12 protein-coding genes are annotated in these 14,695 nt (G+C 40.9%); 5 read left to right on the top strand and 7 right to left on the bottom strand.

Features of this window, described 5'->3' with window-relative positions:
• Positions 1 to 170: 170 nt before the first annotated feature.
• Entirely contained in the window at positions 171 to 1,166 is a 996-nt protein-coding gene (locus M0221_RS06185; protein ID WP_483284719.1) for a phosphatase PAP2 family protein, read from the bottom strand.
• A 180-nt stretch (positions 1,167 to 1,346) separates the two neighbouring features.
• On the opposite strand from M0221_RS06185, the gene M0221_RS06180 reads away from it, so the two are divergent.
• The 5 genes from M0221_RS06180 (at position 1,347) to M0221_RS06160 (ending at position 6,603) form a co-directional block, all read left to right on the top strand.
• Positions 1,347 to 3,065 carry a phosphoethanolamine transferase gene (locus M0221_RS06180; protein ID WP_483284718.1) on the top strand — a complete coding sequence of 573 codons (1,719 nt, stop codon included), beginning with the start codon at positions 1,347 to 1,349 and terminating at the stop codon, positions 3,063 to 3,065.
• Between the two features lie 42 nt (positions 3,066 to 3,107).
• The gene (locus M0221_RS06175) at positions 3,108 to 3,794 is read left to right on the top strand and encodes a response regulator transcription factor (protein ID WP_149491567.1); all 687 of its coding nucleotides are present in this window, start codon (positions 3,108 to 3,110) and stop codon (positions 3,792 to 3,794) included.
• Positions 3,795 to 3,887: 93 nt separating this feature from the next.
• Entirely contained in the window at positions 3,888 to 5,219 is a 1,332-nt protein-coding gene (locus M0221_RS06170; protein ID WP_483284717.1) for a sensor histidine kinase, read from the top strand.
• 173 nt (positions 5,220 to 5,392) lie between these two features.
• Positions 5,393 to 5,836: a diacylglycerol kinase gene (locus tag M0221_RS06165; RefSeq protein ID WP_483284716.1), complete on the top strand. Its 444-nt coding sequence runs from the start codon at positions 5,393 to 5,395 to the stop codon at positions 5,834 to 5,836.
• Positions 5,837 to 5,883: 47 nt separating this feature from the next.
• Positions 5,884 to 6,603, top strand: coding sequence for a PAP2 family lipid A phosphatase (locus M0221_RS06160; RefSeq protein ID WP_483284715.1), 720 nt, complete (start codon positions 5,884 to 5,886; stop codon positions 6,601 to 6,603).
• A 190-nt stretch (positions 6,604 to 6,793) separates the two neighbouring features.
• On the opposite strand, the gene M0221_RS06155 is transcribed toward M0221_RS06160, so the two are convergent.
• The 6 genes from M0221_RS06155 to M0221_RS06130 all read right to left on the bottom strand — a co-directional run bounded on the left by M0221_RS06155 (position 6,794) and on the right by M0221_RS06130 (position 14,607).
• Positions 6,794 to 7,933, bottom strand: coding sequence for a M14 family metallopeptidase (locus tag M0221_RS06155; RefSeq protein WP_011513573.1), 1,140 nt, complete (start codon positions 7,931 to 7,933; stop codon positions 6,794 to 6,796).
• Between the two features lie 335 nt (positions 7,934 to 8,268).
• Positions 8,269 to 9,300: a hypothetical protein gene (locus M0221_RS06150; protein ID WP_483284714.1), complete on the bottom strand. Its 1,032-nt coding sequence runs from the start codon at positions 9,298 to 9,300 to the stop codon at positions 8,269 to 8,271.
• A gap of 116 nt (positions 9,301 to 9,416) precedes the next feature.
• Positions 9,417 to 9,887 (bottom strand): acyl-CoA thioesterase, encoded by a 471-nt coding sequence (locus M0221_RS06145; RefSeq protein WP_483284713.1) that lies wholly within the window; start codon positions 9,885 to 9,887, stop codon positions 9,417 to 9,419.
• A 97-nt stretch (positions 9,888 to 9,984) separates the two neighbouring features.
• Positions 9,985 to 11,679 (bottom strand): fatty acid--CoA ligase, encoded by a 1,695-nt coding sequence (locus M0221_RS06140; RefSeq protein WP_483284712.1) that lies wholly within the window; start codon positions 11,677 to 11,679, stop codon positions 9,985 to 9,987.
• A 48-nt stretch (positions 11,680 to 11,727) separates the two neighbouring features.
• Positions 11,728 to 12,930 (bottom strand): 3-oxoadipyl-CoA thiolase, encoded by a 1,203-nt coding sequence (locus tag M0221_RS06135; protein ID WP_483284711.1) that lies wholly within the window; start codon positions 12,928 to 12,930, stop codon positions 11,728 to 11,730.
• Between the two features lie 81 nt (positions 12,931 to 13,011).
• The gene (locus tag M0221_RS06130) at positions 13,012 to 14,607 is read right to left on the bottom strand and encodes a 3-hydroxyacyl-CoA dehydrogenase (RefSeq protein ID WP_483284760.1); all 1,596 of its coding nucleotides are present in this window, start codon (positions 14,605 to 14,607) and stop codon (positions 13,012 to 13,014) included.
• Positions 14,608 to 14,695 lie beyond the last annotated feature (88 nt).

Here is a 14,695-nt window from a genome sequence, read left to right as displayed (position 1 = left end):
ATGCCCACATTCAACTGCTACCACAGAAGGTAAAACGCTTTATTGATTTTATAGATGGGTATTATGGTACATCACCGTACTGGGACGATCCTACGAATAAAATCTAGCCATCATTATTAATGTTAAATATGAACGATAATATTTTTTTGGCATTAATACCTCGAATTTACTTAGATTAACAATGGCAACTGATAAAATTCAGCATATATCGAGGTGCCGATCAGTACACATACAATATTGAGCCAGACCAGACGAACCTGAGTAACTGACCAACTTATCTGCCAATCAATTTTGTCACGCGTCCTTAGCCACTCTGTCACACTAATCGCTACTGTTAGCCATAATGCGCCTACCAAATAACCTCCCAGTACATCGCTCAAATAATGCTCATTCAGCAAAATCCTGCTTAATCCTACCAACAGTGAGAAAAAGACAGTAATCACAGCTATCCGAACTTGCGTGGCAAAGTTACGACTAAAACGAATGGCCATGTAAGCCAGAAAACCATATAACGCAACCGTAATTGTCGCATGTCCACTGGGAAAAGAATCTGTCTGCTCAAACAATAAAATATCTACTGGTCGCGTGCGATGAAATAATAGCTTGCTGAGGAAAGTAAATATCGTACTTCCTAAAGTGGCTATTAAGAACCCTACCAATATATAGGGTTGGCGAATCACCCAGCATAGGATACAGACTAGTAATACGATTAAACAGGTCGTTGCAGTAGAGGCAAAGCTAGTAATAAAAATAAAAAGCGTCACTACAGGCGACTCACTCAGCATACTCATCTGCTGTGACACAAAAAAATCCGTTGCCACAATAGTATCTGAAGTAACAACATCTTCAACCAAACCAAAAAACAAAGCTAAGATATAACCCATGACTAAAAATAAAACCGTCAGAGGCAATCCATAAAAGTGCTGTACAGTAAGCCTTTGCAACGAAGCATGATACAGTTTTGGATAGTTATTTTTTAAGCGAGTGAGTCGTTTGCTTTTTCCAAAATATTGTTCGAGCACCGTCCAATATGTCGGCACCTGATTCAGTACCTTCTGACCATAGCGAATTATCACAGACTGTAAAACCCATAAAACAACCACCACTAATAGAATAAAGACTCCTAAAAGGAACAACTGCTGATTTTTTTGGATGAGCGTAATCATGAATGAAAAGTCTCTTTTACAGCCGTTTTTGTGAGTATTTTATGAGTTTTTAGAGTATCAGATACAATCTGATCTTCGTTATCTATTATGCATCTAATATAGGCTTCTTAACATCTTCTTAACAGGGTAATTGCTACCTTAGAGAATAAAATTTATCTCACTCTATTAAGAAGTCTGTGTATGTCAAAACACTTAATTACCGATCTAGCCATTGCAGAAACCCATAATATAAGTCTTGCTAAAAATAATAATGCAACCTTCGATAAAAATAAATTTTATCATCGTGAAGTCAATCTTACTTATCTGATTATAGTGGTTACGCTCTATCTCGTTGCTACTGCAAATATTGGCTTTTTTAAACAAGTATTAACGATCTATCCGTTTGCTGATAACATTGGTTTTATTGTTTCTCTTACTGGCTTACTGTTTGGGCTGATGTGGTTGTTGTTTCAACTATTATGTTATCGACCGACAGCAAAAGTAGTGCTTATTGCTATGGTGCTGATTGCGGCAGTATGTGGTTACTTCACCGATACTTATGGAACGATATTTGACACTGGCATGTTGGTTAACAGCTTGCAGACAGACCAAGCAGAAGCGATGGGTTTGATAGCACCAAGCTTTATTGTTCGACTGCTACTATTGGGTGTGCTACCTGCTTTCTTAATTAGTAAGATTCGTATAAAGCGTTTGTCTATAGTTCGCTCAATCGTGCAAAAGACAATCACCTTGATAACGTCTATTGCGATAATAGCGGTTTGCCTATTACCATTTGGAGATCAATACGCCAGCTTTTTCCGCCAGCATAAAATAGTACGTAGTTATACCAATCCCATTACCCCTGTTTATTCTGTTATCAAACTCGGTACCGATTACGTCGATGAGCTACGCCGCCCCGATACCTTGATACTGCATGCGCCAGATGCAAAGCGTACCGCAGCCGTCAGTAGCACAATGAAACCTAAGCTAATGGTTTTCGTAGTCGGTGAAACGGTTCGCGCTGACCATATTGGCTTGAATGGCTATAAACGCGATACGATGCCGTTACTTGCCAGCCAGCCGGATACCTATAGCTACAAGCATGCGACCTCTTGTGGTACGTCAACTGCTTATTCAGTACCTTGCATGTTCAGTTATGCAAACCGAAGTGATTACAACGTTGACACTGCTGAATATAATGAAAACGTGCTTGATACCCTCAACAAACAAGGCGTTAATGTTATCTGGCGGGACAATAACTCTAGCTCTAAAGGCGTGGCAGATCGAGTCACCGTTGAGGACTATAAAACGCCTAAGCTAAATCCTAATTGTGATATTGAATGTCGTGATATTGGCATGTTGGACGGTTTTGATACTTTAGTTAAGTCGGACATAGGGGTCAAGACTGCTGCGAAGCCACAAGATACACTTATTTTATTACATCAAATGGGCAATCACGGTCCTGCTTATTACCAACGTTATCCCAAAGCATTTGAAGAATACAAGCCAGTCTGTATGACCAACGAGTTATCTAAGTGTGATGCTCAATCCGTTATAAATGGTTATGACAATGCGATTCGCTATACCGATTACTTTTTAAATGCCGTTATAGATACGCTAAAACCCTATGAGCAAGACTATGATGTGGTGATGGTATATATTAGTGATCATGGGGAAAGTCTGGGTGAAAACAATGTATATTTACATGGTCTGCCGTACGGTATTGCGCCGAATGCGCAAAAACAGGTGCCAGTCATTATTTGGTCACCTAAAAACAATGGCATCAATCCTAAGAGTCTGTCTAATATGACCAATCAGCCAGTGTCACATGATTTTATTACGCCAACCTTATTGCATTTTTTTGGTATCACTACTCAAGAAGTAGCGTCAGAACCCACCTTTTTTAAGACTACCCATTAAACTTTTTTATTCAATTCACACTTTTTGTAGATAGTAGCCATTATGTATAAGATACTTATTATTGAAGACAATCCTGATATCGTAGCCAATATCTATGCTTTTTTTGAGCCAAAAGGTTTCGAGTTGGACAATGCCCATAATGGTCTGAGTGGCTTAGCACTGGCTTCAAGCAATCGCTACGATGTTATATTGCTCGACGTGATGCTTCCCGGTATGGATGGTACTAAGCTGTGCAAAACGCTTAGAGAAGAGCTGCATGATAAGACGCCCGTATTGATGCTGACCGCGCGTGATACTGTTTTGGATAAGGTTGCAGGGTTTGATAGTGGTGCGGATGATTATTTGGTCAAACCTTTCTCATTGGTTGAATTAGAAGCTCGCATCAAAGCATTAATACGCCGCCATCAAGATGAACATTTTCAGCACAATATAGAAGTTGGCAAGCTGTCTCTAAATACTGAGGAACACAGTATCAAACGAGAAGACAAACCATTAAAACTAACCCCAACAGGATTCAAAATCTTACACACTCTGATGATTGCCTCGCCTCGGGTAGTCAGTAAAACTGAGCTTGAGGAAAAAGTATGGGGACAAGATGTGCCAAGTAGTGATGCGCTTCGCACCCATTTGCATAGTGTGCGTGCGCAAGTTGATAAACCGTTTGATAAAGTCATGATAGTAACAATGGCTGGTGTTGGTTACCAAATTATTGACCCAGACAAAATTTAAAAATTCATAATACAATTTAAAGATTGAAGTTTACTATAAGTAGTTACGCCCGTACTTCCCTATCTATTACCTGACTCTAAATAAGCACCTGCCATGTTCACTATAGAATCCATCGCTAATAAGTTTCGAATCTCCTATTTGTTATTTGCCTTACTGCTTTGCACAACGTTCGTCAGTATTTTTATGTACGCTGAGATGCGAATCGAACGGGACTTAGTGAAAGGGCGTCTTTTACAACAGCTACAACTTAGTCAAGAAAAAGAAGGCGAACAGGCGGCTTATACAGCAAATCCTGGTATCAAAATTTATCGTTATGACAGTGCGCCTGAAAATTTAAAAGCGATAGCAAACGAAACGGTTCAAGAGATGCAGGTAACCGTGAACAATCAAACGGGCGACACTGAAACGGGTAACACTGAAACGAATCTTCATTTTTTTGCCCACCAACAAAATGAGCAAAAATATATTTTGACCTACTTAGAAGGGTCCGAGATGGTGATGGAAAACTATCCTGTTTTAGCCATCTTCGAAGAGTTAGAGGATATATTTGCAGATGCACTAAAAATTGCAGTTATTTTGAGCTTGCTTATTGCAGCGCTATTCTCTTACTTATCCTCTAAGCAAATCATCAAGCCTTTACTAGATTTAAAGCAAGCCGTAGAAACCGATCATCAAAACCTCACTGACTTAACCCATCTACCTTCAGAAGTTGGGGTATTAGCACGCGCTATCGATGAAAAAAATCATAAACTAGAGCAATATCTAAAACGTGAGCAGCTATTTACTGGCGATGTCAGTCATGAATTACGCACACCGTTGACCATTATCATGGGTGCATCGGAGGTACTAGCCTCACAACTTGAAGAAAATAGTCGCCTGAGCGAATTCGCCAACCGTATTAGTACGACCGCCAAAGAAACCTCTGAAATCATCAGCGCTTTATTACTTTTATCGCGCGCGCCTGAACAGCTGGACACACCTCAAACCTCTATCAACACCATCGCCCTTAATGAAGTGACACGCTTAACATATTTGCTCCGCCATAAACCGGTAACTTGTAAAGTAGTCGCTGAGCAAGATTACATAGCAAATGTACGACCTGAGCTGCTAAAAATGGCATTGGGTAATTTAATAAAAAATGCGTTTCAATACACAGATGATGGTGAAGTCATTGTCACTATCGATGCTGAAAAAATTACGGTGACTGATACTGGTCTTGGTATTCCCGAAATTATGATGCCTTTACTCTATGAGAGATTTGAGCGTCTGAATGACATAAATACCAGCGATCAGGTAGAAGGTAGCGGTTTGGGTCTTAGCATTGTGCAACGTATCATGACTCATATGGACTGGGAGCTTATGCACCAAGACAATGCTACAGGTGGTAGTACGTTTAGCATTTATTATAATAAATGCCATATATAAGTCTTCACTGTATTTCATGAATCAACCAATCAATACTGTCTTAACGTTTTCTTAATATCCCCTGTTTTATACTGTTTCCATAAGAACAGTATGCTAATTTTTTGTTTGATTATTTTTTTAATTATTCAAAACATCTAGCGTAACTCAATATTAATGCGTATTAAGAATTCAATATGAATACAATCAACTCCGAATCAAAAAACCAAACGACGGCTACTCAACTGCTTGCACCTAATAGTTATGCCAGTCTTGCCAAAGGTAACAAAGGTCTTTCTCGTATTGTTAAAGCCGCCGGTTATTCTTTAGATGGTTTTAAAGCCGCTTATAAATATGAGGCGGCTTTTAGACAAGTATTCTGGCTTAATAGCGTATTGTTAATGGCAATCATACTTATCCCTTTTGATATCAGCATAAAAATGATGCTGACAATCATCTCTTTTTTATCCATTATCGTTGAGCTGTTTAATACTGGCATTGAAGCCAGTGTTGATCATACCTCAACGAACCAACATCCACTCGCTAAAATAGCTAAAGATGTAGGTTCTGCGGCGCAATTTTTGGCGTTATTGCTTTTGTTTGTCTTATGGGTAATGGCGTTCTGGAACCTTTTATATTAAGTAAGGCTCAGAAATTTTCGACTTAATATAATTTAAAAGGAGACTCAATGACGCTAGTAAAAAACACAACTGATTGGACGTGGCTCAAGCTGCTGTGCTTAACGATTATTGCGACATTGACGTTTGAGCACAGCCAATTTGACGTTCGTATTAGTAATCTTTTTTATACGAATGGACATTGGCTTCTTGAAAAAGGCGCGCAGCCTTATAGATTTATCTTTTATGATTCTCCAAAATTATTATTAATATTATTTGGCGTCTATTTAATAATGGTATTAATTTGGCACTATTGGCAACGTCGATACGCTAATACTGTGAATGCTAAAGTGTTTTTTATTAAACCAATCGCAGCATTGTCTAGCCGAGAAGTAGGTTATTTATTAATCACTATCATCATAGTACCTACGGTTATCGCAACCCTCAAGAACTTTACCCATGTTAGCTGCCCAAATAGTTTATTTCTATTCAATGGTAATTTACCATATCTCAATCTTTGGCAAAACATACTCGCTAAAACGCCTGCGAAGTGCTTTCCAGCAGCACATGCCAGCGCAGGATTTTCTTTATATGGATTGGCATTTTTACCGACAGTACAAAAATATCGCTATAAAATCTTTGTACTCGTCACAGCTTTAGGATGGACGATGGGGCTATATAAAATGGCATTTGGAGATCACTTTTTTAGCCATACTTTAGTCTCGATGTTGTTATCATTGACGCTTGCCTGCGCGCTTGCCAGCCTATTTTTCAGAAGGTCTTTAAAATAATAAACTTAGACAATTTATGAATTGCATGGTGATAATGCCATTGGAAGTTTGTCTTGGGGCTGGCTTGTAATATCTTAGATATAAATATAAAAAAAGGTTGTTATCGCTATATTAAAAATAGTGATCGCAACCTTTTTATGATGGTTTTTCTTATGTACTGTTATAAAATTAGGATTAGAGAAGCTATTAATTAGCGTAAATCATCAACAACCGCTAACATGGCAACTAACGACGCTTCTCCTAATTTAATAGAACGCTCTGGTGACCAACCCGTATCTGCATCAGGTACATTATTGTTATCTATGAACGGCATCTCTAAAGTATTGGCTAGGCAATCAAAACGTTCGGCCACCCAGTGAGTTGCGAGCGTCATATTCGCTGTACCCGGTGCATCAACGTCATAGCCTTCTTCAGTCTGAAAGTCAGCACTGGCCAGCTTTAACACTTCTGCAAATCTATCACGGAGTCGGGCGAGTCGGTCATTATAATTAGGCGTCCCTTGAGAGCCAGCAAGGAACACAAAAGGTATCTCTTCGTCACCATGTACATCATAAAATAGATCAACGCCAGTCGCTTCCATTTTCTTAATAACATGAAACACTTCAGGGCTTTTTTCTAAACTCGGATTTGACCAGGCACGGTTTAGGTTCGTTCCGACGGCATTGGTACGTAGGTGACCACGTACGCTGCCATCGGGGTTCATATTCGGCACAATATAAAAGTTTGCTTTGTCTAATAATAATTTGCCAGTCGCATTATCACCGTCTAATAAGCTATACATGAGACCTTCGACCAGCCATTCAGCCATAGTCTCACCAGGATGCTGACGCGCCGTGATCCAAATGTTGCGCTTACTCTCGTCACTACTGCTATCGCCATCACTAATTTTAACTAAGGTTAAGTCGCGCTTATCAAGCGTTTCACCTAAATGCTCTAACGTCACAAATGGGTGCATTTGTACAGCGGCTAATAAATCTTGATGACGCTCATAGCTATAAGGAGCAAAAAAAGCAATTTGAATGGTTTCACATTCCATGTCTACGTTTATGGTCAGCTTGCCGTCTTTATAAGAGGTGGGCAGGCGGAACCAATACTCACGATCATAGGAAGCAACTGCTTGATAACTCTCCCACCCTCCAGGAAACGCGGCTTCCCCTGCATTTAGGATATTGAGCACATATTGCTCGCCAATTTGACCGGTTATACGAAAGTTAAACCATTGAAAAAACTCGCCACCGACGTCCGGACGAATAGCCAATTGGATGTCTTTTTTATCTTCTAAACTAATAACTTCAATATTGCCCGCGTCAAAATTCGCCGTGATATGCATAACCTGTCCTTAATCAGTTTTTATGGTAGTGCTTTAAAGAATATGTTGGAGTGTCAGATAGTGTAATAGTGTAGCAGTCAACGCAAAAATGAGCTATGCCGAAAAACGCTAAAGCTTAAATTTGGCATAGCCGTATATAAAAATCCCATTGCACCTGCTTGCAGTCACGCTAACAACCTTTTATCCTTTTGCTTTTTACTACCATAAGTCACAATCTTTATGCGCCTTTCTCCTAACTTGCGATACAAGCAATAACTGCATAATCATGATTTAGACAATGGCATATAACTTCAAACGACATACTATTCCGCTATTCGGCTGAGAAATTATTTAGCTTAGAAGCTATATTTGGCCATGATTTCGACTTGCTGACCTTTCTTTACTTTCGATAACGTCTTATCGCTTCGATCTCGCCATTCAATACCAAAATCGAGATCTGGTAAATAATTATAGACAAGGTTTATACTTTTTACATTGACGGAAGTATCAGCCGCATCATCTACATTAATCTCACCATAACGCATGTTACTAAGAAGTTTTTCTGAAAATTTATGTCTATATCCTACCGTAAAGCCTGTTTGCGACACAAGTTCGCCATTTTCAGCATCACAATCTAAAGCTCCAGTTACCCCAAGCGCTTTTCCGACACATACTGTCGAATAGGCACCCATCCCTTTACCATTGAATACGCTCGCATGTAATGAGTCATTACCCAGTTTGAGTTTACCAGCCAAAGAAGCACCGAGGCCTACATCTGAATCGTTTCCATTTTTAGCCTCACGCGCAGTGACCGCTAAGTTATAGCTAAGATCAGATATGTTATTTTTATAGCTGACCACCATATCAGGCAGGTTAGCGTCCTCATAAACAGGTTGTTGAGCGGTAAAACGAAGCCCTTTATGAGTATAATGCACCGTTAGATCTGGACGGATATCAGCGCCCCCACCCGAGATGGTTCCTAATCCCGTACCTCGAAAGTCGAGCTGTTCAGTCAAAAGCGGGTAGACTGCTAAGAACTGCCCGTTCCATGTCTTACCTACGGTCAAATCATTGACCTGAACATAAGCATGGCGAAGTCGCAAGTCTGAACCGCCATTTGCGGCATTGCCATAAAAATCCCCTTCAATAAAACCCGTTAATTTTTTATCCTCTACCTTCTTAGTGGTTTTCAGATTAATCCGAGATTGCCGTGCATTGCCTTTGAACTCTGACTCGCCTTCATCTGGAGAATAAAATATACCCTCGGCTTTAACATAACCACCGATACTTAGAGTAGTATCTGCATTTGTGACAAGATCTATGGCTTGTGCTTGTGCACATACCCCAAGAACCATCAAACCAAAAGACAACTTTTTGATATAAAGCATGATCTATACATTCCTTGTATTGTTTGAAAATTCCTTTAAATGCCTATCGCTACTGTATTTTGTTACTTCATAAATACCAGTACTATCTCCTTGTACAAAAACACTTGTCTCCTACTCTATTGAACCCTTTCAAAATCGCTAATAGCGGCTTTTTTTGTCTCGTCGATATTTTTCTTATGTCCAGTGGCTTTATCAAGATATACCAGTACTGACTCACCGCTAGCGACAATAGTATTCATAGCGGTACTATAATAGGTGTACTCATGAATCAAGCTGGCATTGCCAATTTTCTTAATTCGAACCCCAATCCATAAGGTATCGGGGTAGACCACTGGTTTGAAGTATTGGCAGGATGATGCTGCCATGACTGAAAAAGTCTTCTCATTAAATAGATTTAATTGACTGTTATAGTGGATACGAGCATTTTGGGCATAAGTGTAATAGACCACATTATTGACATGACCAAAAGAATCCATATCGCCCCACTCTACTTGTTGAGAGTAAATGACTGCAAAACCATGCATAGGATGGTTATTGTCTTTATTAAGCATTTCTTGTATTTCTGGTAATTTTGCTAAAGCTTTCATAGTTATCTCGTCTAGTCGCGCCAATGAACATACCTATTCAAATTATCAGTAAGCTGCATTAACTGTTTTTTTGCAGTCACTAATAAAGATGTTTGGATCAGATTAATTTTTCTGCGTACATCATCCGCATCTTTTTCTTATCAAGCTTACCCACACTGGTCTTCGGCATTTCTACTAAGAATTTTATTTCACTTGGCACGCCATACTTTGGTAAATAGCCTTTTTCAACTGCTTGATGACCCAATGCTAAAATATCCTCGGCTTTAATATCGGTATGATCAGGTTTCAGGACCACTAACGCTAGAGGACGTTCGCCCCATTTTTCATCCGCTACGCCAATGACGGCCACTTCAGCAACGCAAGGATGGAATGATAAAATATTTTCGACTTCAAGCGAGGATACCCATTCGCCACCTGACTTGATGACGTCTTTGAGCCTATCCGTAATTTTTAGAGTACCATCAGCGGTAATGCAGGCAATATCTTGGGTATGCATCCAGCCACCACGCCATAACTCATCGCCAGCATCTGGATTCTTAAAATAGCTTTGGGTCAGCCAAGGCGCTCGAACAACGAGCTCGCCGGTCGACTCACCATCCATCGGTAAAGATTTGCCGTTCGCATCCCAAAGCTCCATCGATACCAGCATAATGGGTGAGCCAGAAAGACAACGATAGTTGATCTGCTCTGTCGTTGTCATAGCACTTGTCTGATCACCGAATGCCATTCTGGCGAGTACAGGACAGGACTCTGACATTCCAAACCCCGAGATAAACTCTATGCCACTTTCAATAGCGGCTTCAGCTAGAGCTTCGTTTAATTTGGAGCCACCTACTGACAATTTAAGACCGTTAAACTTGCGTCCTCGGGTGGCCATTTCTTTGATTAACATTTGTAAAATGGTTGGGACACCATGTGATAGCGTTACCTTATGGTGTTCAATCAAGTCAACCAATACTTCGGATACATAACGCCCTGGATACACTTGTTTTAGCCCTATCATGGTTGCCCCATACGGCCAACACCAAGCATGCACATGAAATAATGGCGTCATCGGCATATAAACATCATTGTAGCGAGCACCTTGACCTTCGGCGCTGAGTGCAGAGGCAAGCGTACTCGATAGCGTCTGCAATACGATCTGTCGATGGGTAAAGAAAACCCCTTTTGGGTCACCCGTCGTACCACTGGTATAAAATGTGGTAGCGATGGTATTTTCATCAAAATCTGGAAAATCAAACTCATCACTGGCCGCAGCTAGCATTGCCTCATACTCACCTTCGACATAATCTGGCATATTGGCTTGCTCAGTTTTTGTATCGTTTGCACCATACTGAGCGTCATCCAGCCAAATAATTTTCTCAATAGAAGGGGCTTCATGACGATAGTTTTTAGCCATTGGCTCAAACTCAGCATTAAGTAACAAGGCTTTTGGCTTAGAATGATTGATGGTATACAGCACTTTATCTTCAGCCAAGCGTACATTGACCGTTTGCAAAATCATTCCAGACATAGGCACAGCAAAGTACGCTTCAAGGTAACGATGACTGTCCCAATCCATAACAGCAACCACATCACCTGCTTGCAAACCCATGTTTTTAAGTACGTTTGCCAAGCGATTAACACGCTTAAAAAATTCAGCGTACGTATAAGTAACCTTATCCGCATAACTAATGGTTTGATCTTTAGAGGCGATTTTTGCACGGTTTAGTAGCTGTTTGATAATCAAAGGAAAACCATAGGCTTCTTGAGCTTGCTGGTAATCCTCATGTTGGTTAAGTATCGTAGTCATTATGGTCATCCTTGAAATTAAAAATATATGGCAAAAGTATTGAAAGGGTTAGACTCGTTCAATCACCATGGCAAGCCCTTGCCCAATGCCAATGCATAAACTGACCACCGCGTATTTTTCGCCCGTACGCTGTAGCTCACGCGCCGTACTTAACGCAAGTCTTGCGCCTGATGCACCCAGCGGATGACCGACGGCAATTGCTCCGCCGTTAGGGTTGACGCGTTTGTCATCAAAGTCAATATCTAAACCTTTCAAGCAGCCGAGTACTTGCGAGGCAAACGCTTCATTAATTTCAATGATGGACATATCATCAAGGGTCAAATTTGCACGTTTCAATGCCAGTTTAATCGCCTCAACAGGGCCTACGCCCATAATATTAGGCTCAACACCCATAGCACCGGACGAAAGAATCTTAGCGATAGGCTTAAAGCCTAACGTTTCCTCTGCTCGCTTTGACCCAATAATCAGCGCAGCTGCACCATCATTGATACCTGACGCATTGCCTGCTGTGACGATACCTTCATTATTTAAAGGTTTTAGCTTTTGTAGTGCCTCAACAGTAGAGCTGGCACGAGGATGCTCATCTTCTACTATTGCTTTTTCGGGTAACTTTTTACCTTGCGATACCATAACTGGTGTTATTTCATCGTTGAAGAACCCAGCTTGTTTTGCCGCTTGGTATTTAGCTTGCGAGGCTGCTGCAAATTTGTCTGCTTCTTCACGAGTGATACCATATTTGCGAGCGACGTTATCGCCCGTTTGCGGCATGCTATCGCTGCCAAACTGTTTTTCGATAATAGGATTGGGGAACCGGCTGCCAATAGTCGTATCAAATACCTTAAATTCACGACTAAAAGGCTGCTCAGTCTTAGCAAAGACAAAAGGTGCGCGGGTCATGGACTCAACCCCCCCTGCTAAAAATATATCCCCCTCATGACAAGTAATACTACGAGCGGCATCAATAATGGTCGATAGTCCTGAAGCGCATAAGCGATTGACGGTTTGACCGGGTGTTTTGACATCTAATCCTGCCAATAACGCAGCATTGCGGGCGATATTGCGTGAGTCCTCACCAGCTTGATTGGTATTACCGATCAGCACTTCATCAAAGACATCATTAGGTAATTGATGCTTTTCGACCAAAGCTTTCATTACTGTCGCAATCATGTCATCAGGACGAACGGTGGCTAATGCGCCTCCATGGCGACCAAAAGGGCTTCTTAATCCGTCATAAATATAGGCATCTAACATAACTTTTCCTTGTTGTGTTTTGAGAGTTTGTCTTATTAAGATATATGGTTTAGCAAGATTGCTAGGTTGTTGCTATTAATATTAATAATTAGTTTGCTGAGTAAATAGTGAAATACCTAGCGTGGCGCGGCGTTGTAACCACGGGCTTGGACGATAACGTTGATCACCTGTTAACCCATAAATACGCTCTAAGATAAGTAAGATTCTCTGAGCCCCAAGCTCGTCCCCCCATGAAATAGGACCATAGGGATACCCTAATCCAAGCTTGACGGCATTATCGATATCTTCAGGAGACGCAATACCTTGCATCGCAATATCACAGCCTAAATTAATCACCATAGCCACGACTCGCTGCGCCACAAACCCAGTGCTTTCAGTGATCAGTGTGGCATCAACAGCAACCTGTGTAATGGCTTTGTCCTCAACTAAACGGTTATCTGTTTTTCTACCAAATAAAGCATAAGCTTGTGCAATAAAGTTATCTTGCGTGACGATACTTGGCATCAAGGTACGATGCTTAGATAAGTCAGTCAGCATATCAATAGCGACTGCTTGGTTAGGATTGACTTGATAGCGGATAGCAGCATTGGTGGTATCCTCGCCATAGATTGCCAGCAATACTAAACTGTCAAAATTTGGCTTATCATTATCGTCGATAGTAATATCGCTCGCATTTAGATAGTCAACCAGCTGTTGCTTATCTTCTGCTAGATCTGCACCAATCCAAACTGAGATGTTTGAGGTATTGGAATCTGTCTTATAAGGTGGTTGTTGATTGGTATTTGATGTCGATTTTTGATCATTTTGTTTTTTATTTTCTGTGTAGTGATAAAAGCCTTCACCAACTTTACGACCAAGCTTTTTTCCTATCAGCATCTGACGCGTTAACGGATGCGGACGATAGCGGTCTTCATGATAGAACTGGTTATAGATTGACTCCATAACAGGATGCGACACATCGATACCTGTAAGATCAAGCAGCTCAAACGGTCCCATGCGAAAGCCCGCGCCGTCACGTAAAATACGATCAATACCCTCAAAACTAGCGATCCCCTCGCCTAGTATTTTTAAGGCTTCTGTACCGTAAGCTCTACCGCCATGATTGACAATAAATCCTGGGGTATCTTTTGCCACTACCCCTAAATGTCCCATGCGTTTGGCTAAAGACGTAAGCGTCTCAACCACTGAAGGTTTGGTAGAGATGCCCGGAATCACTTCAACGATTTTCATTAAAGGTACTGGATTAAAAAAGTGAAATCCTGCCACGCGCTCTGGGTGCTCGCAATTAGAAGCAATCGCGGTCACCGCTAGCGAGGAGGTATTGGTTGCCAAAATCGTCTCGGCAGGAACAATGCTTTCTAACTGTTTAAAAAGCTGTTGTTTTATTTCTAAATTTTCAATAATTGCTTCAATAACGACATCAGCCTCGGCAATTTTGGCTATATCTTCAATCACGATCAGATTTTTCAAAGTAGATTGCAGCTGCTCATCGGTGAATTTACCTTTGGCGGCTAGTTTTTCGAGGGTAGATTGAAGGGATTGGCGTCCATGCTCAGCAGCTCCTGCCTTGGCATCAAATAAAAGTACCTGAATGCCTACTTGGGCGGCGATTTGCGCAATACCCATACCCATAATACCGGTGCCGATAATGGCCAATGATTTAACAGTCATAATAATCCTTTATATGGTCTTGTTACTTTATGCGCTCTTGTTAAATAGTCTCGTTTTCAGGGTTGCTTAGCTATGCCTATCTATGATTCAACAA

It is taken from the genome of Psychrobacter sp. ANT206 (assembly GCF_056880555.1).
The sequence above is the reverse complement of the archived record's forward strand: the minus strand, read 5'-3'. Positions and strand labels throughout refer to the sequence as shown.